Source organism: Nonomuraea sp. NPDC048881 (genome assembly GCF_040649795.1).
GTDB lineage: Bacteria > Actinomycetota > Actinomycetes > Streptosporangiales > Streptosporangiaceae > Nonomuraea.
In genome coordinates this window covers 800,852-824,311 of sequence record NZ_JBEZGC010000001.1, presented here as the reverse complement: position 1 = coordinate 824,311, position 23,460 = coordinate 800,852, and the positions used below count along the sequence as shown (strand labels likewise).

The following is a 23,460-nucleotide window of genomic DNA, read 5'->3' as shown; positions in this document are numbered from 1 at the left end:
CATGTCTATCAGTCGGCGCGCAGCACCCGGTCGTACAGGTCCAGGTAGCGGTCGGCCATCACGCCGGGCGAGAAGCGGCGCCGGGCCTCGCGGCGGCACTCCTCCGGATCGATCTCGTCCACCCGCTGGACGTACTCGGCCAGCTCCTCCTCGGTGTCGGCGAGGAAGCCGGTGCGGCCGTGATCGATGATCTCGGGCAGGCAGCCGCGGCGCAGGCCCACCGGCGGCACCCCAAGTGCCAGGGCCTCGACGACCGCCGTGCCGCCCGGCTCGTCCCACTGGATGGGGAAGAGCGCGGCGCGGGCCGAGGCGTACAGCTCGTCCCTTTCCTGGCCGCCGACCGCGCCGACCCACCTGACCAGGTCGCCGTCGAGATAGCGGGACACCTGGTCGAGGTGGTAGCGCACGTCGGGGTGGCTGTGCAGCGGGTGGTAGGGGTCCTGCAGGACGACGTCCAGCTCGGCCTGGCTGTCCCGGCCGCAGACCGGGCCGGCCACGACCAGCGGCAGGCCGAGCTTCTGGCAGATCCGGGCGGCCACGTGCTGGCCCTTGAGCCCGCAGATCCGTCCCATGATCACCAGGTGCTCGCCGCGCTCGGCGCGGACGTCCTGGCCGGCCAGCGGCGTGGCCAGGTGGACGGCGCCCAGCGAGGCCGCGCGCAGAGCCTCCGGGGCGCGGGCGAGCTGCGAGTCCGACACCCCGTTGACCGCGATCGAGCGCGGGAAGGCGCCGTAGAACGCCGGGTGTTTGCGCAGGTCCCAGTGGAGGGTGTGGAGGACCGGCGGCCCGCCCAGCGCGGCCAGCACCGCCGGCCCGACGACCTCCACGTGGTCGTGCACGAGGTCGATGTCGTCGCGGCCGCGCAGCTCGGCGGCCACCCGCGCCTGGTGCGCGTGCGCGATCCCCATGACCTGGTTGTACGGCTTCTGCAACTCCGCGAACTGGCCCTCGTCGTAGACGGCGATCAGCTCGTCGGCCTCCAGCGTGCTCGACGCCACGGAGGCCAGCACGACCTCGACGCCGCGTTCGCGCAGCGCGGGGACCAGGGTGGCGACCACGTTCTCGATGCCGCCGTAGCCGGGCGGCGGGACCGCCAGCCACGGTCCCGCGTTGATCAACACCTTCACGCGACGTCCTCCTCCAGCATGAGCGAGGCGAGCGGCGGCCGTTCCGCCACTCCCACGTCCACCAGGCCGGCCCGCCCGTCGAGACCGAACTGCAGCAGCGTGTGAGCCGGGGGTACCGAGGACACCACGCGGCCCTGGCGTTCCAGCCGGGACCACGCGGTGAGCATGATCTGCCCGGCCATCCGGCCGAGAGCGTGCACGGACTGGTGGCCGTGCGCGCGGGAGCCCAGGTCCACCTGGGCCATGGCGTCGAGTCCCACCAGTTGGAGGAGGTCGACGAGGAGGCCGAACTCCACGCCGTACTCGGTGACGAAGGGCACCTGTTCCAGCACGTCGCGCCGGGCGGCGTACTCGCCGCCGAGGGGTTGGCGAAAGCCCGCCAGCTCCGGCCAGAACAGGTTGAGCAGGGGCCTGGCCACCAGCTCGGTGACCCGGCCGCCCGCGCCGCGCCGGGGCACGCCGTCCTCGCCCGTGAAGGGCCGTTCGTACGTGGCCTTGACGAAATGGGTGCCCGGGTTCACCAGCAGCGGACCGACCAGCCCCGACACGAAGTGCGCGCCGAAGTTGAGCAGGTCCGAGTCGACGAAGGCGACGATGTCGCCGTGGGAGGCGGCCAGGCCCTTCCACAGCGCCTCCCCCTTGCCCGACAGGCGCGGCAGGTGGGGCAGCACCTCGTTCTGCGCCACGACGCGCGCGCCCGCCGCGCGCGCCCGTTCCGCCGTCGCGTCGGTGGAGTTGGAGTCGACGACGAGGATCTCGTCGACGAGTGGCGCCTGCTCCACCAGTTCACGTCTGATCACGGTGACGATGTCCCCGACCGTGCGCTCTTCGTCGCGCGCCGGCAGGACGACGCTCACCGTTGTGTTGCCCTTGGCCTCGATTAAGGCATCCACCGGCCATTCCGCGGCCGTACTGGAATGCGGGCCGCACCACTCCTGGGCCCTGGCAAAGGCTCGCACATCTGTCTCCATGCAGTCAGCCCCATCTCATAGGGGCACGACCCCTGCCCGATCTATGCGCCTTCGAACATCCTTGTTTGTTAACCCCTAGACGTGGCATATGTCGGGTTGTGTCCCCAATTACCCGTGTCGGCATCATTGGTGCCGGAAATGTCGCCGCTCGCCACGCAGATGTCCTGTCCGGCTTCCCCGATGTGACGATTGCCGGGGTGGCCGACACCGATCTCCACAAGGCTGAGGCGTTGGCCTCCGCGCACGGCGCCCCCGCCTACGGCGACCATGCCGGTCTGCTGGAGGCCGGCGGTCTCGACGCTGTCTACGTCTGTGTGCCTCCTTTCGCGCACGGTAACCCTGAATACGACGTCTTGTCGTGCAATCTCCCGATTTTTGTGGAAAAACCCCTTTCTCTCGACCTCAAAACCGCAGAAAACATCGCAGCCGAAATCGACCGGCGCGGGCTGCCGTCCGCCGTCGGCCACCACTGGCGCTACCTCGACATCGTCGACCGGGCCCGGGAGCGGCTCGACGGCCGTCCCGTGCAGCTCGCGCTCGGGCACTGGCTGGACAAGGTCCCGCCGGTCGGCTGGTGGCTGAAGGCGAGCATGTCGGGCGGCCAGATCCTGGAGCAGGCGGTCCACGTCCTGGACCTGGCCAGGCTGCTGGTGGGCGAGGTGTCGATGGTGCACGCCGTACCGGCCGGGAACGCGGTGGACGGCGAGATCGACCGGGCCACGTCGGCCGTCATGAGCTTCGCGGGCGGCGCGACCGGCCTGCTGGCCACCTCCTGCCTGCTGCGCCACAAGCACCGGGTGGGGCTGGAGGTGTGCGCCGACGGCATCGCGCTGGAGCTCAGCGAGACCCGGCTGCTCGTGGACGGCGAGGAGGCCGTCGAGGACGGCGGGCACGCCAAGACCCTCGTGGACCGCGCGTTCATCGACGCGGTGCGCGGGAAGGACGCCGACGTGCGCGCGCCGTACGGCGAAGCCCTGCGAACCCACCGCCTGGCCGTCGCGCTGGCGCGCTCCGCGGCGGAACGGAGGCCGGTGATGCTGGATGACTGAGGCGACGAGCACGATCCTGAGCATCGAGGCGCCCGGCGAGGTGCGCCTGGTCGAGGAGAAGCTGGCCGGCCTGCCCGACGGCGGGTTCATGGTCGCCACCACGCACAGCGGCGTCTCGGCGGGCACCGAGCTGACCTATCTCAAGGGCGCCAACCCCTACCTCACCTCGGCCTGGGATCCGGCGCTCGGGCTGTTCCTGCCGGGCACGCCGTCGGTGGCGTACCCGGTGCGCGGCATCGGCTACATGCAGGTGGGCGTGGTCGCCGAGACCCGTACGCGGGCCGTGGCCGAGGGCGCGCGGGTCGCCATGGCCTACGGCCACCGCACGGCGTACGTGGCCGACCCGATGGCCGACCGGTTCGTCGTGCTGCCCGGCGACCTCGACCCGCTGCTCGGCATCTACGTCGCCCACATGGGCCCGATCTGCGCCAACGGCCTGCTGCACGCGGCCGCCGACCTGCACGGCCCGGCCGTCCAGCACCTGGGCGACGGCGTGCGCGGCCGCCGCGTCGCGGTGGTCGGGGCGGGCGTGGTGGGGCTGCTGACCGCGTCCTTCGCCCTGTCCTGCGGGGCCGCCGAGGTGGTGGTCGTGGACGAGACCAGGGCCAGGCTCGCGGTGGCCGAGGCGATCGGCGCGCAGGTCCTGGCCGCCCCCGACGACGACCCGGCGGTGACGCTGAAGCGCCGCTGGCGGCACGCCCCGGGCGACCGCGGCGCGGACCTGGTCTTCCAGTGCCGCGGTCAACCGCGGGCGCTGGCCCTGGGGCTGCGGCTGCTGCGCCCGCAGGGCACGCTGATCGACCTCGCGTTCTACACCCAGGGCGCCGACGAGGTGCGGCTCGGCGAGGAGTTCCACCACAACGGGCTGGCGCTGCGCTGCGCCCAGATCGGCCGGGTGCCGCGCGGCCTCGCGCACGCCTGGGACCGGGAACGCCTGTCGCACGAGACGATCGGCCTGCTCAGGGAGCGCGGGAGGCTGCTACGCGAGCACCTGGTCACCGACGTCGTCGGCTTCGGGGAGGCTCCCGAACTTCTGACCGATCTCGCGGCCCGACGGCGGCAGGCCGTCCAGGCCGTGCTCAGCCACGACGTCGAGGATGAGGGCCGCTGACCAGCTGAAGTCCCGGCACCCGTGGCCGCGCAGCGTGAACGGGTTGAAGTACTCGCGGAAGCCGGAGTGGGCGACGGCGTGGATCATGCCCTCGGCGAGCAGGTCGGCCAGGTCGGGACGGCGGTCCCGCAGCCCCTGCCAGACCAGCCAGGTCAGGTTGATCCAGCTCGGCCCGCGCCAGTAGCGGGCCGGGTCGAACTCGGCCGTGGCCGGGGCGTGGCTGGGCAGCACGCCGTCCTTGAGTGAGAACTTGTCCAGGGCCGTGCCGATCAGCGCCTCGGCGATCTCCGGCGGCAGCCCCGGGAGCATGAGCGGCACCAGGCCGGCGGCGCTGCCCGAGCGGATCAGCCGGCCGGTGCGCAGGTCGCGGGGGCGGAAGTGGCCGTCCTGGTAGAGGTGGTCGACCATGGCGGCGGTGACGGCGGCGGCCTCACGCCGGTGGGGGCCGGGATCGTGGCCGCACACCTGCGCGATCTCGGCGAGCGCCGACTCGGCCACGCCGTACGCGGCGTTGAACAGCGGGTCCTCGATCTCGAACGAGCCGGCCCGCCGGTAGCCGCTGTCGCGGTAGGCGCCGGCCAGGGCGACGTACCGCTCGTAGTCGCGGTCGGTGGGGCGCTCGTCGGCGCTGACGGTGTTGAGGTCCCGGCGGACGAAGCCCGTCGCGCCGGTCTCGACCGCCCGCAGCGGAAGGTCCCAGGCCGGGCTGTTGTCCATGCCCGACTCCCACGGGTGGACGATCGAGATCAGGCCCTCGGGCGAGCGGCGGGAGGCGCGCAGGAACTCCTGCTGGGCGACGAGCTTGGGATAGATCCTGGCCAGGAACGCCGGGTCGGGCTCGGCCTGGTGCACCTTCCAGGCGGCCAGCGCGTGCACGGGCGGCTGCACGATGCCGGAGGTCGCCGAGCCGGACGGCGCGCGGGCGCCCCAGAACTGCGGGCCGGGGAAGTAGGCGCCCTCGGGCACGACGGGGTTGAACACGATGTGCGGCACCCGGCCATCGGCCCACTGGGCGCCGAACAGCGACAGCAGCTCCGCCCTGGCCCGCCGCGGCGACCAGCGGGCGTTGCCGATCGCGATGAAGGCGGAGTCCCAGCTCCACTGGTGGGGGTACAGACGGCGGGAGGGAACCGTGTGGCTGCCGTCCCAGTTGGCGACGAGCACGCGTACGGCGTCGCGGAGGATCATAGGAATTTCCTGATGAAGGCCGCCGTCTGCGGGAGCACGATCTCGGGCTCGCCCCGCAGCCGGCATTCGAGGGCGAGGTAGCCGTCGAAGCCGACGGCGTCGAGCGTGGCGAGCTGCGCGCCCCAGTCGAGGTGGCCGGTGCCGGGCTGGTTCCTGTTGGACTCGCTGATCTGCATGTGCGCGAGGTACGGGGCCGCCTCCGCCAGGGCCCGGCAGGGGTCGTCCTCCTCGATGTTCATGTGGTAGGTGTCGCCGACGATCCTGATCGAGTCCATCGAGCAGTACGAGACCGCGTCGGCCAGCGTGTTGACCATGTGGTTCTCGTACCGGTTGAGGGGTTCGAGCATGATCAGCACGCCGTTGCGCTGGGCGTGCTCGCCGAGGATGCCGAGCGCCTCGGCCAGCACCTCCCGGTCGTCCGCGGCGGTGCGCGGCGGCTCGAACGGCGGCAGCCGGAGCGAGAACTGGCCCCACGAGGCCGGGGTCATGACGCCGATGCCGCCCAGCTCGGCGATCACCGTGAGCTGCGACCTGAGCTGCTGGATGGCGTCCTTGCGTTTGGCCGGGTCGAAGTCGCCGATGAAGTGCGGCATCTCGACGCACACCGTCGGCATCACGACGCCGTCGGCCAGCGCCCGCTTGAGCTCGGTCAGCCGGCCGGCGAAGTGGAAGTCGCCCTTCCCCCTCAGCTCGATCGCGTCGAACCCGGCCTCCACCGCGAACGCGAACTTCTCCTGCAGGCTGCGGCCGGGCAGAAGCTGCTCCTGGGCGGCGAGCTTCATCGTGACTCCTCGAAGGTGAAGACGAGCTGGAGCACCTCGGACTGGTGCTTGTCGATCAGGTCGAACGCCTCGGCCGCCTGCTCGACCGGCACGAGGTGGGTGACCAGGTCGCCGACCTCGACCTCGCCCCGGTGCACGAGCTCCATGAACGTGCGCTGGAGGCGTTCGACGTCCCAACGGTGGGCCAGCCAGGAGGCGACGCCGCCGATCTGGGAGGAGACGAGCTGCACCTGGTTGTGGTGGAACTCCTCGCCCAGCCGCAGCCCGATGCCGTCGCCCTGGTAGAAGCCGGCCGCGACGACCCGGCCGCCCTTGCGCACGCTCCTGATGGCCTCCTGGAGCCCCAGGTGGTTGCCGCTGAGCTCGATCGCGGTGTCGGCGCCCTCGATGCGCTTGCGCAGGAACTCGGCGACCGACCCCGACCGCACGTCGAACGTCTCGGCGGCGCCGAACTTCCTGGCGAGTTCGAGCCGGTCGGGGATGGCGTCGGCGGCCACCACCCGGGCGCCGCTGAGCACCGCCATGCGGGTGGCGAGCAGGCCGATGACGCCCTGGCCGAAGATCGCGACCTGGTCGCCCAGGTGCACGTCGGCGGCGTGGACGGCGTTGAGCGCGATGGCGCCGACCCGGGCGAAGACGCCCGCCACGGGGTCGGCCCCCGGCGGCAGGATGTGCCCGGCCAGCTTCTCGGCGGGGACGACGGCCTCGGCGCGGTGGCCCCAGATGCCCCACACGAGGCTGCCGACGGGCGGCTCGGCGACGTCGGGGGCCGCCTCCACCACCTCGCCGACCTCCTGGTAGCCCCAGCCGGACAGGGGGTAGGCGTGCGTCTGGCCTTCGAGGAAGAGCCGGCGCTCGGTGTCCCACTTACGGGTGAGGTAGGGATTGGTGCCGCGATATGCGGTCAGCTCGGTGCCCGCGGAGACCCCGGAATAGAGGGTCCGCACCCGGACGGAGCCCGGCACGAGTTCGGCGGGCGACTCCAGGCTGACGCTGACACGGCCTGGCTCTTGGAAGGTGATGACGCGCATACCCCACACTTACGCTTTTTGATCAAACAAAAGTCAGAGATTTAGTGTTTGTTTGCACACCATAGTTGCGCTCGAAACACTCGTAAGTCTACGACTTCCGTCGATCGCGGCCGATGGAATCCAGGTTTCCGGGAGGGCGCGTTCTGGAAAGAGACCTTACCGACATGTCACGCCCTGTCTGTCCACCTGATCCGGAAGCGCCAGAAGTGCTTGCCCGGGCAGCAGCCGGATGACCGAAATGACATCAGACCAGATCGTTTCGAGGTGGGCGTCCGTGATCGGTTCTGGGGAAGATTTGCCGGAACGCCGAGCAACCTTTTACCGAAGGCCCTGGTGACGGGCGGCGGCGGCACGGCGAGAGAACGGACCGGTCTCGTTCTCGCCTACGCCAGGTGCCTGCCCCTTATCTACGGGTAAGTGCGGCATATCCCCAAACCAGAGGAGCGTGCCATGCCGAACCGGGTCACCGCCGTCCTCTCCGTCGCACTGCTGGCCTCGGCCGCCCTCACGGCCTGCGGCGACGGCGGCGAGCAGCAGTCCGGCGCGAACCAGATCACCGTCTGGACCGAGGAGAACCTCGGCGACCGGATGGCCGTGCAGAACCAGATCATCGCCGAGTTCACCAGGAAGACCGGGATCAAGGTGAAGCTGGTCGGCGTCGGGGAGGACCAGTTCAGCCAGACCGTGACGGCCGCCGCCGCCGCGGACGACCTCCCCGACGTCATCGGCGCGCTACCGCTGGCCTCCGTCCGCGAGCTGGAGGCCAACGACCTGCTGGACACGGAGACGCCGGGCCGGATCGTGGACGGGCTCGGCAGGGACTCCTTCTCGCCGCGCGCGCTCGAACTGGACTCCTCGGGCGGCAAGCTGCTGGCCGTGCCCAGCGACGGGTGGGCGCAGCTCCTGCTCTACCGCAAGGACCTGTTCGACAAGGCCGGGCTGGCGCCGCCGGACACCTACGAGGCGCTGGAGGCGGCGGCGGCGAAGCTGAACGCGGGTGGGGTGGCGGGCATCACGCTGGCGATCGCGCCCAAGGACTCCTTTACCGCGCAGAGCTTCGAGCACGTGGCGCTGGCCAACGGCTGCCAACTGGTCGACAATTCCGGAAATGTCACGCTAGATAGCCCACAGTGCGTGAAAGCCTTCGACTTCTACGCAAAGCTGGCGAAGAACTACTCGGTCAAGGGCAAACAGGACGTCGACTCCACCAGGGCAACGTACTTCTCCGGGAAGGCGGCCATGATGATCTGGTCGTCGTTCATCCTCGACGAGCTGGCGGGGCTGCGTAAGGACGCGCTGCCGAGCTGCGCCGAGTGCCGCGCCGCCCCCGAGTGGCTGGCGAAGAACACCGGCGTGGTCACGGCGCTGAAGGGCCCCGGCGCGAGCGCGCCCGCCCAGTACGGCGAGATCGTCTCCTGGGCGGTGCTGCGCGGCGCCGCCGCCGATCCGGCCGCCAAGTTCGTCAGGTACATGATGGACGAGGGCTACGAGCGCTGGATCGGGATGGCGCCCGAGGGCAAGTTCCCCACCCGCAAGGGCTTCGCCGACAAGTGGAAGCAGCTGCCCGCGGGCGTGGACGCCAAGAAGCCGCTGTCGGAGGTCTACCCGGCCGACGTGCTCGACGCGCTGCGCCGCAGCCCCGACACCTTCGCCCGCTGGGGCATCCCGCAGGGCCAGGGCAAGCTGGTCGGCGCCACGATGGGCGAGCTGCCCGTGCCCAAGGCCCTGAGCCAGGTGGCCGACGGCTCGCTGACCCCGCAGGCCGCCGCCGTCCAGGCCAAGAAGGACGTGGAGACCATCAAGCGCGGGATCCGGCAATGAGCGCACCCCGCACCCTGCGGCAGCGGGAAGGGCGGGCCGGGCTGGCGTTGATCTCGCCCACGCTGGTCATCACGCTGGTCGTGGTGGTGCTGCCGCTGCTGTGGGCGGTCATGCTGGCCTTCCAGGACGTACGGCTGATCAACATCCGCCGGGCCGGCGTCTTCGGGCACTACACGCTGGAGAACTTCACGTACGTGATCTCCGAGCCGGGCTTCTGGGCGTCGCTGGTCAACACCCTGATCTACACGGTGGCCGGCACGGCGTTGTCGATCGCGCTCGGCCTGGTGACCGCGCTCGCCCTGCGCGACCGGTTCCCCGGCCGCACCCTGGTCAGGGCCTCGATCCTGATCCCGTACGTGGCGCCGGTGGTGGCCGTGGCCTTCCTGTGGGAGACCATGCTGAACCCTCAGTACGGCATCGTGAACACCTGGCTGAAGGAGCCGATCGCCTTCCTCACCCAGGCCCAGGGCGACTTCCTGGGGCTGAAGGTGCCGGTCGCGCTGCTCACGGTGATCGCGTTCGAGGCGTGGCGGTACTTCCCGTTCGCGTTCCTGTTCATCCTGGCCCGGCTGCAGGCCCTGCCGGCCGAGCTGGAGGAGGCCGCGGTCGTGGACGGCGCCACCCCCACCCAGCGCTTCCGGCACGTGATCATGCCGCAGCTCTGGCGCATCGTGGCGCTGCTGGCGGTGCTGCGGTTCGTGTTCACCTTCACCAAGTTCGACGACGTCTACCTGCTGACCGGCGGCGGCGCCGGCACCGAGGTGGTCAGCGTGCGCGTCTACAACTTCCTGACCGCCCGCGACGACATCGGCGCCTCGGCCGCGCAGGCGATCGTGCTGGCCGTCGTCCTCGTCGTCCTGCTGGCCGTGTACCTGCGCTTTTTCTCGGGAGGCGACCGTGAGCAGGGATAGGTTCGAGCGCGCGCTGTTCGCGGCGCTGCGGCCCGTGGTCATCGTGTTCCTCTTCGCCGTCACCGGGCTGCCGTTCCTGTACATGGTGACGCTGTCCGTACGGGACATCCAGGAGCTCATCCTGGAGCCCGGCTCGGTGTGGCCGCGGCACTTCACCCTGGACACGTACGTGAACGTGCTGACCACGCAGGGGTTCCTCACGTTCATCAGGAACAGCGCGGTCGTGGCGGTCGCCTCGGTGGCCGCCACGCTGCTGATCTCGATCCCGGGCGCCTACGCCGTCGCGCGGCTGCGCTTCTTCGGCCGGCGGCAGGTGCACTTCCTGTTCCTCGCCGTCTACCTGTTCCCGGCGATCGTGCTGGCCATCCCCCTGTTCGTGCTGTTCACCATGCTGGGCCTCAGGGGATCTCTGGTCGGACTGATCCTGGTTTATATCGCGCAGACCGTGCCCGTCACGGTATACATGCTGCGCAACTACTTCGAGACCGTGCCGCAGAGCGTGGAGGAGGCGGCCGCGATCGACGGCTGCTCGCGGCTGTCGACCATCTGGCGGGTGGTGCTGCCACTGTCCAAGCCCGCGCTCATGGCAACCGGCCTCTACGCGTTCATGATCGCGTGGAACGAGTTCCTGTTCGCCCTGCTGTTCCTCGTGGAGCGGCGGGAGAGCTGGACGGTCTCCCTGGGGCTCTCTCAGCTGGCGGGGAGCATAGAGATCCCCACGACGGTGCTGATGGCAGGATCCGTGGTGCTGACGCTGCCCATCGTGATCGTGTTCTTCGCCAGTGAACGGCTGCTGACGGAGGGCCTCACGGCAGGAGCGGAGAAGGGATAGACATGCTGACGGCAGGGCAGGTCCTCCAGCTCATCCGCGATGGCTCCTGCCGTACCCGCAAAGACCTGATCGAGTTCACCGGCCTGTCCCGGTCGACCGTCACCGACCGGGTCGACCGGCTCATCGCCGCCGGCTACCTGCACGAGTCCGGCGTCGGCGCCTCGGGCGGCGGCCGGCCGCCCTCGGTGCTCGACGTCGACGCCGCCCGGCGGCTGATCCTCGTGGCCGACCTGGGCGCCACCCACGCCAGGGTGGCGCTCACCGACCTAGCCGCCCGTCCGATGGCCGAGGAACGCGCGGAGATGCGCATCGACCGCGGGCCCGAGCCCGTGCTGACGTGGGTGCGCGAGGCGTTCCAGCGCCTGCTGGACAGGGCCGGGCGGCCGGCGGGCGACGTGTGCGGCATCGGGCTCGACCTGCCCGGCTCGGTCGACCACACCGGCGGACGGGTGATCAGGTCGTTCCTGATGCCGGGCTGGGACGACCATCCGATCAGGGAGGCCGTCGGGCGCACGTACGACGTGCCCATCCTGGTGGAGAACGACGCCAACGCGATGGCCCTCGGCGAGTGGTGGTCGTCCTGGCGGGAGACCGACTCGCTGATCCTGGTCAAGGTGTCCACCGGCATCGGCACCGGCATCGTCCTCGACGGGCGGATCTACCGGGGCGTCGAGGAGGCCGCGGGCAACATCGGGCACGTCCGCATCCGGGAGACCGACGACCGGGTGTGCACCTGCGGCTCGCGCGGCTGCGTGGCGTCCCTGGCCAGCGGGCACGCGCTCGCGGCCGACCTGGGCCGGGAGACCAGCCGCGACGTCGTGCGCCTGGTGCAGGCCGGCGACCCGGCGGCGATCGCGCGCGTCCAGGAGGCGGGCCGCACGCTGGGCGTGGTGCTGGCCACCGCGGTCAGCCTGCTCAACCCCGGCGTGCTGGTGCTGGCCGGGGACATGGCCCAGACGGAGGAGCACTACCTGACCGGGATCAGGGAGATCGTCTACCGGCGGAGCCTGCCGTACACGACGCGCAACCTGGAGATCGTCACCAGCAGGCTCGGCGACCGGGCCGGGATCGTGGGCATGGCGGTGATCGTGATGGAGCACGTGCTCTCCCCCGCGGCCGTGGACGCCGCGCTGGCCGCCGTCGGCTGATCAGGCCAGCGCGCGCGGCAGGGCGGTGGCGGCCTCGGTGAGCGAGGGGCCGTACCAGGTCAGCAGGCGGCCGCTGACCAGCGCGCAGTCCAGGCCGGGGAACGCCTCGGGGCCGTCGTCCGCGCTGAAGGCGTAGGGCTCGTCGGGCAGGACGACCAGGTCGGGGCGGTTGCCGGTCAGCTCGGGCAGGGGGATCTTCGGGTAGCGGTCGGGGTGGGCGGCGTACAGGTTGTCCACGCCGAGGTGGCGCAGCACGTCCCCGGTGAAGGTGTCGCGGCCCACGACCATCCAGGGGCGGCGCCAGATCGGGACGATCGCGGTGCGGCGCGGGCCGTCCGCCGGGGCTCCCCACGCCTGGCGGGCCTCCGTCAGCCAGTCCGGGAGGTCCGTCCGGCAGGCGTGCGCGAACATGCGCTCCAGCGAGGCGAACGCCTGCTCCAGCGTCTCGATCCTGGTCACCCACACCGCCACGCCCGCCTCGCGCAGGGCCTCGACGTCGGGTGCGCGGTTCTCCTCGGCGTTGGCCAGGACGACGTCCGGGCGCAGCCGCAGGACGGCGTCGAGGTCGGGGTTCTTGGTGCCCCTGACCCGGGCCACGTCGAGGTCGGCCGGATGCGTGCACCAGTCCGTCGCCCCGACCAGCGCCTCCGGGACGGTCGTCGCCACGGACTCGGTCAGCGACGGCACCAGCGACACGATCCGCCGGACGGTCTGGGGTACCTCCACAGGGATCCCTGTGTCATCGTGGACCACGGCACCACCTTAGGTTGCGTTTTCCTGAAATATGCGTAGCACCACTCTTATGTCGGTATAGATCCGTAGAATCCCGGTAAAGATCGTTAAAACTCTGTGATCGGGGGCTCGACGGTTGGAGCACGAGGCATCGGATTTCGATCCGAACACGCCGAACGTGGCACGGCTCTACGACTACTACCTCGGCGGCAAGGATCACTTCCCGGTCGACCGCGAGGCGGCCGAGCGCATCCTCACGGTGGCGCCCGAGGTACGGGCGGCGGCGCGGGCCAACCGCGCCTTCCTCGGCCGCGCCGTACGCCACCTCGCCGAGTCCGGGATCAGGCAGTTCCTCGACATCGGCACGGGGCTGCCGACCCAGGGGAACGTGCACGAGGTGGCCGCCAAGGTCGCCCCGGGCTCCCGCGTCGTCTACGTCGACCGTGACCCCGTGGTGCTGGTGCACGCCAGGGCGCTGCTCACCGGCCACGGCGAGGACACCACGGTGGTCGAGGGCGACCTGCGCAGCCCGGGCGACATCCTGCGCGACCCGGAGGTGCTGCGGACCATCGACTTCAGCCGGCCGGTCGCTGTGCTGCTGGTGGCGATCATGCACTTCATCGAGGAGTCCGACGATCCCGAGGGCATTCTCAAGACCCTGCGTGAGGCCATGGCGCCGGGTAGTTACCTGGTCATGTCCCACGGCACCAGCGACGCCCGTCCCGACGCGGTCAGCGCGGGCACCGAGGTCTACCGCAACGCCACCGCGCGGCTGGCGCTGCGCAGCCGGGCCAGGATCAGGGAGCTGTTCGAGGGCTTCGAGCTGGTGGAGCCCGGTCTGGTGTGGCTGCCCGAATGGCATCCCGACCAGGCGGACACGATCGACTTCATGGACCGCCCCGAGTCGTCGCTCATCGTGTGCGGCGTGGCCAGGAAGGTCTAGGACGCGCCCATGGACCTCGGCCTCGCCGTCCCGCAGTACGGCAGGTTCGCCGCGCTGGGCAGCGTGACGCGGGTGGCCCGCGAGGCCGAGGCGATGGGGTTCGCCGGCCTGTGGGCGGGCGACCGGCTGCTGACGCCGCTGCGGCCCAAGGACCGCTATCCCGGGGGCGACGGCAGCGTGCCGCAGGCCCATCGGGTGTTCCTCGACCCGTTCGCGGTGCTGGCGGTGGCCGCGTCCGTGACCTCGTCGGTCCGGCTGGGAACCAGCGCGCTCAACGCCTGCTGGTACCCCCCGCCGGTGCTGGCCCGCTCGCTCACCACGATCGACCACCTGAGCGGCGGCCGGCTGGCGGCGGGCCTCGGCCTCGGCTGGTCCTCCGACGAGTACGCCGCCGTCGGGGTGCCCTGGAAGGGCCGGGCCGAACGTTACGAGGCCACCCTCGACGCTCTGGAGGCGATCTGGGGCGCGGACCCCGTGACGTTCGAGCACGAGCTGTGGACGATCGCGCCCAGTCACATCGGCCCCAAGCCGGCCCGCCGCCCGCCGCTGCTGCTGGCCGGGTTCGCCCCGGAGGCGTTGCGCCGGATCGGGCGCAGGGGCGACGGCTGGCTGACGGCCGCGCTGCCCGTGCCCGTGCTCCTGTCGATGTGGGAGACGGTCAGGGAAAGCGCCGAGCAGGCCGGACGCGACCCCGATGCCCTGCGCATGATCCTGCGCTCCAACCCGATGATCACCGCCGACGGCGCCCCGCCGCGCAGCGGCACGGTGGCCGAGATCGCGGCGTACCTGTCGCAGGCGGCGGAGGCCGGGGTCCACGAGGTCATCCTGGACCTCCAGCACACCGCCGCCGACGACGACCACCTGCTGGAGCTGGCCGCCGACTTCCGTGAGCGCCTTCGCACCGCCTGAGCGGGGCCGCTTGAGCGCGGGCTGCTTGAGCGCGGGCTGCTTGAGCGCGGGCTGCTTGAGCGCGGGTTACTTGAGCGCGGAGAGCGCGCCCTCGTAGTCGGGCTCCTGGGTGATCTCGGGCACCAGCTCGGAGTAGATCACGTTGTCGTCGGCGTCGATCACGACGACCGCGCGCGCGGCCAGGCCGGCCAGCGGGCCCGACTCCTGGGCCACGCCGTAGTCGGCGAGGAACTCGCGCCCGCGCATGAGGGACAGCATGGTCACCTTGTCCAGGCCCTCGGCGCCGCAGAACCGGTTCTGGGCGAAGGGCAGGTCGGCCGAGACGCAGAGCACGACCGCGTCGGGGTGCTCGGACGCGACCTGGTTGAAGCGGCGCACGGAGGCCGCGCAGACGCCGGTGTCGACGCTCGGGAAGATGTTGAGCACCTTGGTCTTGCCGGCGAAGTCGGCCAGCGTGCGGTCGGACAGGTCGGTGCCGACCAGCTTGAAGGCGGGCGCGGCGTCGCCGGGCTTCGGGAAGGCGCCGCCCACGGTGATCGGGTTGCCCTTGAAAGTGACGTCGGACATGAAAGCCTCCTGATAGCGATGTTCCCCGACCAGCGATCCTAGCGGCGCGATCTCCCCCACGCCGTAGCGGCTCGGGCAGGGCACAGCGGCGGCCCGGAAGCGGCGGCCGCCGCCCGCCGGGCCGTCGTCCGTCGCTGTGCCTAGACGTTGCGCCGGTACTGGCCGCCCGCCTCGAACAGGGCCTCGGTGATCTGGCCGAGCGAGCAGACCCGGGCCGCGTCCATCAGCACCGCGAACGCGTTGCCGTCGGACATCGCGACCTCGCGCAGCCGGGACAGCTCCGCGGGCGCCTGCGACCGGTTGCGCTCGTGGAAGGCGTGCAGGCGGTCGAGCTGCGACTGCTTCTCCTCCTCGGTGCCCCTGGCCAGCTCCAGCTTGTGGGGGTCGGACTGCTCGGCGCCGGGGTTGCGGAAGGTGTTGACGCCGATGATCGGCAGGGATCCGTCGTGCTTGCGCATCTCGTACAGCATCGACTCGTCCTGGATCTTGCCGCGCTGGTAGCCGGTCTCCATCGCGCCGAGCACGCCGCCCCGGTCCGACAGCCGCTCGAACTCGGCCAGCACGGCCTCCTCGACCAGGTCGGTCAGCTCGTCGATGATGAACGAGCCCTGCAGCGGGTTCTCGTTCCTGGCCAGGCCCCACTCGTGGTTGATGATGAGCTGGATCGCCATCGCCCGGCGCACCGAGTCGGCCGACGGGGTGGTGACGGCCTCGTCGAAGGCGTTGGTGTGCAGGCTGTTGCAGTTGTCGTAGATGGCGATCAGGGCCTGCAGGGTGGTGCGGATGTCGTTGAAGGACATCTCCTGGGCGTGCAGCGACCGGCCCGAGGTCTGGATGTGGTACTTGAGCTTCTGGGAGCGCTCGGCCGCGCCGTAACGCTCGCGCATGGCCACCGCCCAGATCCGGCGCGCCACCCGGCCGAGCACGCTGTACTCGGGGTCCATGCCGTTGGAGAAGAAGAACGACAGGTTCGGCGCGAAGTCGTCGATCCGCATCCCCCTGGCCAGGTACGCCTCCACGTACGTGAACCCGTTGGCCAGCGTGAACGCGAGCTGGCTGATCGGGTTGGCCCCCGCCTCGGCGATGTGGTAGCCGGAGATGGAGACCGAGTAGAAGTTCCTGACCCCGTTCTGGATGAACCATTCCTGGATGTCGGCCATCATCCGCAAGGAGAACTCGGTGGAGAAGATGCAGGTGTTCTGCCCCTGGTCCTCCTTCAGGATGTCGGCCTGGACCGTGCCCCTGACCGTGGCCAGCGTACGGGCGCGCAGGTCGCTGGCCTCCTGCTCGTCGGGCTCGCGGCCCTGCTCGGCGCGGAAGCGGTCGAGGGCCTGGTCGAGCGCGGCGTTGAGGAAGAAGGCCAGGATCGTGGGCGCCGGGCCGTTGATCGTCATGGACACCGACGTGTTGGGCGCCGCCAGGTCGAACCCGTCGTAGAGCACCTTCATGTCGTCGAGCGTGGCGATGGACACGCCCGAGGTGCCGACCTTTCCGTAGATGTCGGGACGCAGGTCGGGGTCGTGGCCGTACAGGGTGACCGAGTCGAAGGCGGTGGACAGCCGGGTGGCGGGCTGGCCCTCCGACAGCAGCTTGAAGCGCCGGTTGGTGCGGAACGGGTCGCCCTCGCCGGCGAACATCCTGGTCGGGTCCTCGTCGTCGCGCTTGAACGGGAAGACCCCGGCGGTGAACGGGAACGACCCGGGCAGGTTCTCCGAGCGCAGGAAGCGCAGCAGGTCGCCGTGGTCGCTGAAGCGCGGCAGGGCCACCCGCGGGATGCGGTTGCCGGACAACGTCTCGCGCCAGAGCGGGGTGTGGATCTCCCGGTCGCGGATCTTCACGACCAGCTCGTCGCTGCGGTACGCCTCCTTGATCGCGGGCCAGCCGTCGAGCAGGCGGCGGCTCTCCTCGCTCAGCTCGCCCTCGGCCTGCTCGGCGAGCCCGGCCAGCCGGGCGTCCTCGCCGTCCAGGAGCTCCCGCACGGCGGCGAGCTGCTGACGGCGGCGCGCGACCTCCGCCTGGGCCAGCGTCTCGGCGTGGTAGGTCCGGACGGAGTCGGCGATGTCGGACAGGTAGCGGGCGCGGGCGGGCGGGACGATGGCCGCGGCCGCCTTGGAGGTGCGCTCGGTCACGACGGGCAGCAGCCCCGGCCCGACGTCCTCCAGCAGCAGGCCCTTGAGGTGCTGGTAGAGGGCGGTGACGCCGGCGTCGTTGTAGCGGGCGGCGATCGTGCCGAAGACCGGCATGTCCTCGGGCGACCGGCCGAACGCCTCCCGGTTGCGCACGAGCTGGCGGCGCACGTCGCGCAGGGCGTCCTCGGCGCCGCGGCGCTCGTACTTGTTGATGACGACGGCCTCGGCGAAGTCGAGCATGTCGATCTTCTCCAGCTGGGAGGCGGCGCCGAACTCGGGGGTCATGACGTAGATGGGCACGTCGACGTGCGGGACGATGCCGGCGTCGCCCTGGCCGATGCCGGGGGTCTCCACGATCACCAGGTCGTAGCCGGCCGCGCGGCACGCGGTGACCACGTCGTCGAGGCAGGCCGGGACCTCGTTGGCGGCCCCGCGGGTGGCCAGCGAGCGGAAGTAGGTCTGGGGGCCCAGGCTGTTCATCCTGATGCGGTCGCCGAGCAGCGCGCCGCCGCCGCGCCGGCGGGTGGGGTCGATGGCGAGGATGGCGATGCGCAGTTTGTCGTCGTTGTCCACCCGGAACCGGCGGACCAGCTCGTCGGTGAGCGAGGACTTGCCCGAACCGCCCGTGCCGGTGATGCCGAGCACCCGCGCCGGACGCTCCTGGACGGCGACCGCCGCCTTCAGCCCCTCGGCCAGCTCGGCGGGGGCGCGGCCGGACTCCATGAAGGTGATCGCGCGGGCCAGCGCCGCCTGGTCGCCCGAGAGCACGGCCTCGACCGACGGCGGGTCGCCGAGCTCGTGGTCGCACTCCTCGATCAGCTTGTTGATCATGCCGGGCAGGCCGTACCGCTGGCCGTCCTCGGGCGAGAAGATGCGCGTGACGCCCCGCTCGTGCAGCAGCTCGATCTCCTCGGGGACGATCACGCCGCCACCGCCGCCGTACACCTTGACGTGGCCCGCGCCGCGCTCGCGCAGCAGCTCGACCAGGTAGGTGAAGAACTCGACGTGGCCGCCCTGGTAGGAGCTGATGGCCACGCCCTGGACGTCCTCCTGGACGGCGGCCGTGACGATCTCGTCCACGGACCGGTTGTGGCCGAGATGGATCACCTCGGCCCCCTGCGTCTGGAGGATGCGCCGCATGATGTTGATCGCCGCGTCATGGCCGTCGAACAGCGCCGCGGCGGTCACGAAACGAACAGGGTACGCCGGAACGTGCACGCCTGATCACTCCTTTGTGAGGGGACCCTCCTGCGAAAGATACTAGGACGTCCAACTATTTCGATAGTAGGACGTCCTCGTAGCTCCTTCCGGTCTGGGTAAGGACTGCCCCAGGGGGTGACGCCGATGCGCGCGTTGACATTCGAGCCGGGCCGGCAGGGGACGCTGGAGGTGGAAGAGGTGCCCGATCCGGAACCGGGGCCCGGGGAGCTCCTCGTCCAGGGGCTGGCCCTGGGGGTCTGCGGGACCGACAGGGAACTGGCGGACGCCGAGTACGGCTGGGCGCCGCCCGGCAGGAGCCGCATGGTCATCGGCCACGAGTCGCTCGGCCGGGTGCTCCAGGTGCCCGACGGGTCCGCCTTCTCCCCCGGCGACCTGGTCGTGGGCGTGGTGCGCCGGCCCGATCCCGAGCCGTGCGGGGCCTGCGCGCGGGGCGAGTTCGACATGTGCCGCAACGGCCGCTACACCGAGCGCGGCATCAAGGAGATCGACGGCTACGCCAGCGAGCGGTGGGCGGTCAAGGCCGGGTACGCCGTGCGCCTGGACCCGTCGCTGGAGAGCGTGGGCATGCTGGTCGAGCCGACGTCCGTGGTGGCCAAGGCGTGGGAGCACATCGAGCGCATCGGCTCGCGCGCCTGGTTCGAGCCGCGCACGGTGCTGGTGACCGGCGCGGGGCCGATCGGGCTGCTGGCGGCGCTGCTGGGCCGGCAGCGCGGGCTGGAGGTGCACGTCCTGGACCGGGAGGCGGGCGGGGCCAAGCCCGCGCTGGTGGCCGACCTGAGGGCGACGTACCACGTGGGCAGCAGCCTGGAGGCCTTCGCCGACGCCAAACCGGACATCATCATCGAGGGCACCGGGGTGGGACAGCTCGTCATGGAGGCGCTGACCTGCACGTCCGCGGCCGGGATCGTCTGCCTGGCCGGGCTCGGCGCGGGCGGGCGCACCCACCGGCTGGACGTCAGCGAGATCAACCGGGACATCGTCCTGGAGAACGACGCGATCTTCGGCACGGTCAACGCCAACCTCCGCCACTTCCGGGACGCCGCCACCGCCCTGGCCCAGGCGGACCGGAGCTGGCTCGAACGCCTGGTCACCCGGCGCGTCCCCCTCACCCAGGCGAAGGACGCCTTCAGCCACGAGCCGGGCGACGTCAAGGTGGTCCTCGACCTGACCTCCTGATCCCCGTGGCTTCAGCTCTTCGGGGTGTAGGGCCTGCGGCGGTTGGCGGGAACACGGCCCGCGCCCGTCCTGCCGTCGCGCGGGGCGGGCACCTCGGGCGCCGCCGCCGGGACGGCGCGGGGCCGGAGCGCGGCGGAGGAGGACGGCCTTTTCTGCGCGGGAGGGCCGGCAGGGGCGGCGGGGGCGGTGCCCACGCGGATTCCGGCGGCCTCGCGCGGCGGCGGCGCGGGGGTCAGCACGGTCACGCGCGGCGCCCATTCCTCGTCGTCCCTCGTCCGGCCGGCGCCGCGGCCCTCTGGCGCGTTCCAGAAGCGCAGCCAGCCGAAGCGGCGGTGGACGCCACGACGGCGGCCGGTCACGCGTAAGGAGAGCACGACGGTCACCAGCACCATCGCGACCAGCAACGCGGGCGGCGTGCCCAGGACGTCGAGCGGCGAGGACCGGCCCGCGTCCGTGCGCGGCGCGGGCACGAACGGCCGCTCGGTCGACCGGATCTCGGTCGCCTGGTCGGCCGCGGCCTTGACCACCCGGGGAAGGCCGTAGCCGACGACCTTGTCGGTGTCCCTGACCTTGCGCTTGAGCCAGACGCGGTCGACGTTGGCCTCGATGGTGTGGATCTTCCTGCCCTCGACCCGTTCCACGATCCCGACGTGGTCGACGCCCTTGTAGCTCTTCCCGCCGCCCCAGTCGAAGAAGACCAGCGCGCCGGGCTCGGGCCGCTGCGCCCAGGCCTTCTGCTTGATGAACCAGGCGGCGTGGGACGGCGTCCAGGCGAACTGCCCGACGTACGGGCCGAGGCCGGTCTTGTCGGCCGCCCAGGCGATGAACATGTCGCACCAGGGCGCGTTGCGGTATTGGGTGTCCTGGACGCGATCCGCGTACCACTGGCCGAATTTGGTGCTCTGGCCGCTCTTCTCCTTGTAACCGAGTTCCTGCCGTACCTGCTTCAGCAGCGCGTCCGCGATCGGGTCCAGGGTGACTCCTCCCCGAAAAACCGACAAATCACGATGGACTGTAGTAGCGCCATCGCGAAATTGCTCGAATCATTCAGAAAGTGTCTATTTATAGGCCCAAATTTCGGCATTGGGACGCATGTGACGGGTGGTGCGTCCCTCGTCAGGCTCCGGCGCCCACGCGGTAGACGCTCACCTCGCCCGCGCCCGGCGCCACCACGTCGGCCACGATCACGGTGACGTTGTCCGGCGAGCCGCCCTCGTTCGCCAGGTCGATGAGCCGCTGGACGGCCGCCGCCGGGTCTGCCACCGTGGTCAGCACCTCGTGCAGGACCTCGGGCCCGAGCACGGTGGTGAGCCCGTCGGAGCAGAGGAGGTAACGATCGTCAGGCTCGGCCTCGCGCAGCGCCATGTCCGGTTCGGCCCTGCCCTCGCTGCCCAGGACGCGCAGCACCATGGACCGCCGGGGGTGCACGGCGGCTTGATCCTCCGTTATCCGCCCTTCGTCCACCATCGACTGCACAAGTGTGTGATCCTTGGTCATCTGATAGAGCGCACCATCACGAAGCAGGTATCCGCGGGAGTCACCCAGATGAGCAAGGGCGAACCGGTAGCCGTCCCACAGCATGGCGGTCACCGTGGTCCCCATCCCCCGGCGGGCGGGGTCGATGTCGGCCAGTTCGACCAGCCTGCGGGCCGCCTCGTGCACGGCGCCCTCCAGGGCCGCCTCCAGGTCCGAGCCGGTCTCGGGAAGCGTGGCATCCAGCTCGCGCATGACGGCGATCGCCGCCGAGCTCGCCAGCTCGCCGGCCGCGTGCCCGCCCATGCCGTCGGCAACCACGAGCAACCGGCCACTCGCATAGCCGGAATCCTCGTTCTGCTCCCTGCGACGGCCCACGTCTGATCCGGCGGCATAGCGGATGTTGTGCTTCATACCCAGCAGTAAATCATTGGTTGAAAGACTTCACAAGCAGATGCGCTGAAGACTCTTGTGAACTACTGTGGCCTCATGAGCCACGACCCGACCGTGAACGCCGGGGACATCGCCCGGCTCGCCGGTGTCGGGCGTGCCGCGGTGAGCAACTGGCGCCGCCGCCACGACGACTTCCCCCAGCCGATCGGCGGAACCGCGAACCAGCCGCTGTTCTCGCTGCGGCAGGTCGAGTCCTGGCTGCGCCGCTATGGGAAGTCCTACCAGGTCTCGCTGGGAGATCGGGTGTGGCAACGCCTGAAAGCCGCCGGCGATCTGCGGCTGGGCCATCTGGTCGCCCAGGCTGGAACGTTGCTGACCAGCGGGAAGAGCGAGCTGGAGCCCGAGCTGGCCGGGCTCGTGTCGGAGCTGGCCGAGCGCCACGGCGCGCTGACGGCCTACGAGTTCCTCTGCGAGCGATACCTGGAGGCCCACTCCCGTCAGCTCTCGGTCACCCGCCACGACGTGGCCGAGCTGATGCTGCGGCTGGTCCGCGCCGAGGGGGCCACCGTCCTCGATCCGGCCTGCGGGGTCGGCACCCTGCTCCTGCCGCCGGCCGCCGCGCTTCCCGCCGCGCTGCCCGGCGGGGCGGAACGGTCCGGAGCCGTTCCCGGCGACCCCGCTCCCGCCGCGGGCGACGACCCGCCGCCGGGCCGGCCCGCCCGGGTGCTCGGGCAGGAGCTCAGCGAGACCTCGGCCGCCATCACCGCCGCCCGCCTGCGGCTGCGCGGCATCGAGGCCGACATCGTGGCCGGCGACTCCATGCGGCTCGACGGCTTCCCCGACCTCAAGGCCGACGCCGTGGTGTGCGATCCGCCGTTCAACGAGCGGGCCTGGGGTTACGAGGAGCTGACCGGCGACCCGCGCTGGGAGCACGGCCTGCCGCCGCGCGGCGAGCCCGAGCTGGCCTGGGTCCAGCACTGCCTCACCCACGTCCGGCCCGGCGGCCTGGTCGCCGTGCTCATGCCGCCGGCCGCCGCGAGCCGCAAGGCGGGCCGCCGGATCAGGGCCAACCTGCTGCGCGCCGGAGCCCTGCGCGCGGTGGTGGCGCTGCCCGGCTCCGACCTGTGGCTGCTGCGCCGGCCGAGGGCGGGCGAGCGGCCGCCGTCGGAGGTGCTCATCCTCGACGCGACGGCCGACCTGGCGCCGGTCGAGCCCGCCTGGCTGGCCTACCTCGACGACCGCTCCGACCAGACCGTGCGCATCATCGACCTGCTGGCCGACGAGGTCGACATGACCCCGGCCCGCCACCAGCGCCGCGACGACGTCGGCCGGGCCTTCGCGCAGGCCCGCGACCGGTTCCTGGCCGCCGCGGCCGTCCCGCCCGACCTGAAGGTGCTCGACCAGCCGCTCGACCAGCCCTCCACGACGCTGGGCGACCTGATCAAGGAGGGCCTGGTGAGCACGTCCCAGGCGCCGCCCAAGATGGCCGCCGACGGGGGCGACGTGGCCGTGCTCACGGCCGACGACGTGCTGAGCGGCGGCGCGCCCTCCGGCCTGACCACCATGCAGCCCGGCCTGATCGTGATCCGTCCGGGCGACGTGGTGGCCTCCTACTCCGGGGTGCGGGTGATCGCCGAGGGCGGCGCGGTGCTCGGCCCACACCTGACCCTCTACCGGGTCGACGCCCGCCGGCTCGACCCCGACTTCCTGGCCGGCTTCCTACGGGCCGCGGGCGGCCGGGTGACCACCGGGTCCAGCAGGTTCGACGTGCGCCGCACCCGCGTGCCGCGGTTGTCGCTGAAGGAGCAGAAGGCGTACGGGGAGGCGTTCAGGCAACTGGCCGTGCTGGAGGACGCGCTGCGCGAGACCTCGACCCTCGGCCGCACGCTGATCAGGCTCGGCCTCGACGGGCTGGCCGACGGCCATCTGCACCCGCAGTCCTGACG

Annotated in this window: 19 protein-coding genes; 10 read left to right on the top strand and 9 right to left on the bottom strand. The window is 71.2% G+C overall.

What is annotated here, in order from left to right:
* Positions 1-8: 8 nt before the first annotated feature.
* On the bottom strand, positions 9-1,127 hold the full coding sequence (locus AB0C33_RS03890) for a glycosyltransferase (protein ID WP_358283348.1): 1,119 nt from the start codon (positions 1,125-1,127) through the stop codon (positions 9-11).
* Complete coding sequence (locus AB0C33_RS03885; protein ID WP_358283346.1) at positions 1,124-2,098, bottom strand: glucosyl-3-phosphoglycerate synthase; 975 nt, start codon at positions 2,096-2,098, stop codon at positions 1,124-1,126. The genes AB0C33_RS03890 and AB0C33_RS03885 overlap by 4 nt, the downstream gene beginning before the upstream one ends.
* A gap of 98 nt (positions 2,099-2,196) precedes the next feature.
* Here AB0C33_RS03885 and AB0C33_RS03880 point away from each other — a divergent pair, with 98 nt between their 5' ends.
* Both AB0C33_RS03880 and AB0C33_RS03875 read left to right on the top strand, forming a co-directional pair.
* Positions 2,197-3,147, top strand: a complete 951-nt coding sequence (locus AB0C33_RS03880; RefSeq protein ID WP_358283344.1) for a Gfo/Idh/MocA family oxidoreductase — start codon at positions 2,197-2,199, stop codon at positions 3,145-3,147.
* Positions 3,140-4,258, top strand: a complete 1,119-nt coding sequence (locus AB0C33_RS03875; protein ID WP_358283342.1) for a zinc-binding dehydrogenase — start codon at positions 3,140-3,142, stop codon at positions 4,256-4,258. Before AB0C33_RS03880 ends, AB0C33_RS03875 begins: the two co-directional genes overlap by 8 nt.
* Before the next feature lie 1,184 nt (positions 4,259-5,442).
* On the opposite strand, the gene AB0C33_RS03870 is transcribed toward AB0C33_RS03875, so the two are convergent.
* Positions 5,443-6,228, bottom strand: a complete 786-nt coding sequence (locus AB0C33_RS03870) for a sugar phosphate isomerase/epimerase family protein (protein ID WP_358283340.1) — start codon at positions 6,226-6,228, stop codon at positions 5,443-5,445.
* Positions 6,225-7,259 (bottom strand): zinc-binding dehydrogenase, encoded by a 1,035-nt coding sequence (locus AB0C33_RS03865; protein ID WP_358283338.1) that lies wholly within the window; start codon positions 7,257-7,259, stop codon positions 6,225-6,227. Before AB0C33_RS03865 ends, AB0C33_RS03870 begins: the two co-directional genes overlap by 4 nt.
* Before the next feature lie 450 nt (positions 7,260-7,709).
* Between AB0C33_RS03865 and AB0C33_RS03860 the strand changes: the two genes are divergently transcribed.
* Genes AB0C33_RS03860 through AB0C33_RS03845 form a run of 4 tightly spaced genes read left to right on the top strand, consistent with a single transcriptional unit; the run spans position 7,710 to position 11,971 of the window.
* Positions 7,710-9,080 (top strand): extracellular solute-binding protein, encoded by a 1,371-nt coding sequence (locus AB0C33_RS03860; RefSeq protein WP_358283336.1) that lies wholly within the window; start codon positions 7,710-7,712, stop codon positions 9,078-9,080.
* A complete protein-coding gene (locus tag AB0C33_RS03855; protein ID WP_358283334.1) occupies positions 9,077-9,991 on the top strand; it encodes a sugar ABC transporter permease in 915 nt (304 codons plus the stop codon). Before AB0C33_RS03860 ends, AB0C33_RS03855 begins: the two co-directional genes overlap by 4 nt.
* A complete protein-coding gene (locus AB0C33_RS03850) occupies positions 9,978-10,823 on the top strand; it encodes a carbohydrate ABC transporter permease (RefSeq protein WP_352349881.1) in 846 nt (281 codons plus the stop codon). The genes AB0C33_RS03855 and AB0C33_RS03850 overlap by 14 nt, the downstream gene beginning before the upstream one ends.
* 2 nt (positions 10,824-10,825) lie before the next feature.
* Positions 10,826-11,971 (top strand): ROK family transcriptional regulator, encoded by a 1,146-nt coding sequence (locus AB0C33_RS03845; RefSeq protein WP_358283332.1) that lies wholly within the window; start codon positions 10,826-10,828, stop codon positions 11,969-11,971.
* On the opposite strand, the gene AB0C33_RS03840 is transcribed toward AB0C33_RS03845, so the two are convergent.
* Positions 11,972-12,697, bottom strand: a complete 726-nt coding sequence (locus AB0C33_RS03840; RefSeq protein ID WP_358283330.1) for a helical backbone metal receptor — start codon at positions 12,695-12,697, stop codon at positions 11,972-11,974. It lies immediately after the preceding gene.
* A gap of 142 nt (positions 12,698-12,839) precedes the next feature.
* Here AB0C33_RS03840 and AB0C33_RS03835 point away from each other — a divergent pair, with 142 nt between their 5' ends.
* Entirely contained in the window at positions 12,840-13,646 is an 807-nt protein-coding gene (locus AB0C33_RS03835; protein ID WP_358283328.1) for an SAM-dependent methyltransferase, read from the top strand.
* Positions 13,647-13,655: 9 nt separating this feature from the next.
* Positions 13,656-14,555, top strand: coding sequence for a TIGR03619 family F420-dependent LLM class oxidoreductase (locus AB0C33_RS03830; protein WP_358283326.1), 900 nt, complete (start codon positions 13,656-13,658; stop codon positions 14,553-14,555).
* 66 nt (positions 14,556-14,621) lie between these two features.
* Here the strand turns inward: AB0C33_RS03830 and tpx are convergent, their stop codons facing one another.
* Both tpx and icmF read right to left on the bottom strand, forming a co-directional pair.
* A complete protein-coding gene (gene tpx, locus AB0C33_RS03825) occupies positions 14,622-15,122 on the bottom strand; it encodes a thiol peroxidase (RefSeq protein WP_358283324.1) in 501 nt (166 codons plus the stop codon).
* 140 nt (positions 15,123-15,262) lie between these two features.
* Positions 15,263-18,469: a fused isobutyryl-CoA mutase/GTPase IcmF gene (gene icmF / locus AB0C33_RS03820; protein ID WP_358283322.1), complete on the bottom strand. Its 3,207-nt coding sequence runs from the start codon at positions 18,467-18,469 to the stop codon at positions 15,263-15,265.
* A 126-nt stretch (positions 18,470-18,595) separates the two neighbouring features.
* Here icmF and AB0C33_RS03815 point away from each other — a divergent pair, with 126 nt between their 5' ends.
* Positions 18,596-19,648 carry a glucose 1-dehydrogenase gene (locus AB0C33_RS03815; RefSeq protein ID WP_358283320.1) on the top strand — a complete coding sequence of 351 codons (1,053 nt, stop codon included), beginning with the start codon at positions 18,596-18,598 and terminating at the stop codon, positions 19,646-19,648.
* An 11-nt stretch (positions 19,649-19,659) separates the two neighbouring features.
* On the opposite strand, the gene AB0C33_RS03810 is transcribed toward AB0C33_RS03815, so the two are convergent.
* Both AB0C33_RS03810 and AB0C33_RS03805 read right to left on the bottom strand, forming a co-directional pair.
* A complete protein-coding gene (locus AB0C33_RS03810; RefSeq protein WP_358283318.1) occupies positions 19,660-20,649 on the bottom strand; it encodes a CHAP domain-containing protein in 990 nt (329 codons plus the stop codon).
* A gap of 115 nt (positions 20,650-20,764) precedes the next feature.
* A complete protein-coding gene (locus AB0C33_RS03805) occupies positions 20,765-21,535 on the bottom strand; it encodes a protein phosphatase 2C domain-containing protein (protein ID WP_352349865.1) in 771 nt (256 codons plus the stop codon).
* Between the two features lie 75 nt (positions 21,536-21,610).
* On the opposite strand from AB0C33_RS03805, the gene AB0C33_RS03800 reads away from it, so the two are divergent.
* A complete protein-coding gene (locus AB0C33_RS03800) occupies positions 21,611-23,458 on the top strand; it encodes an N-6 DNA methylase (RefSeq protein WP_358283316.1) in 1,848 nt (615 codons plus the stop codon).
* Positions 23,459-23,460: the final 2 nt, after the last annotated feature.

Coding starts and splice junctions, on each gene's coding strand:
- AB0C33_RS03885 (WP_358283346.1), bottom strand. CDS start 2,098: ATGGAGACAGATGTGCGAGCCTTTGCCAGGGCCCAGGAGTGGTGCGGC.
- AB0C33_RS03875 (WP_358283342.1), top strand. CDS start 3,140: ATGACTGAGGCGACGAGCACGATCCTGAGCATCGAGGCGCCCGGCGAG.
- AB0C33_RS03870 (WP_358283340.1), bottom strand. CDS start 6,228: ATGAAGCTCGCCGCCCAGGAGCAGCTTCTGCCCGGCCGCAGCCTGCAG.
- AB0C33_RS03865 (WP_358283338.1), bottom strand. CDS start 7,259: ATGCGCGTCATCACCTTCCAAGAGCCAGGCCGTGTCAGCGTCAGCCTG.
- AB0C33_RS03860 (WP_358283336.1), top strand. CDS start 7,710: ATGCCGAACCGGGTCACCGCCGTCCTCTCCGTCGCACTGCTGGCCTCG.
- AB0C33_RS03855 (WP_358283334.1), top strand. CDS start 9,077: ATGAGCGCACCCCGCACCCTGCGGCAGCGGGAAGGGCGGGCCGGGCTG.
- AB0C33_RS03845 (WP_358283332.1), top strand. CDS start 10,826: ATGCTGACGGCAGGGCAGGTCCTCCAGCTCATCCGCGATGGCTCCTGC.
- AB0C33_RS03830 (WP_358283326.1), top strand. CDS start 13,656: ATGGACCTCGGCCTCGCCGTCCCGCAGTACGGCAGGTTCGCCGCGCTG.
- tpx (WP_358283324.1), bottom strand. CDS start 15,122: ATGTCCGACGTCACTTTCAAGGGCAACCCGATCACCGTGGGCGGCGCC.
- AB0C33_RS03815 (WP_358283320.1), top strand. CDS start 18,596: ATGCGCGCGTTGACATTCGAGCCGGGCCGGCAGGGGACGCTGGAGGTG.
- AB0C33_RS03805 (WP_352349865.1), bottom strand. CDS start 21,535: ATGAAGCACAACATCCGCTATGCCGCCGGATCAGACGTGGGCCGTCGC.
- AB0C33_RS03800 (WP_358283316.1), top strand. CDS start 21,611: ATGAGCCACGACCCGACCGTGAACGCCGGGGACATCGCCCGGCTCGCC.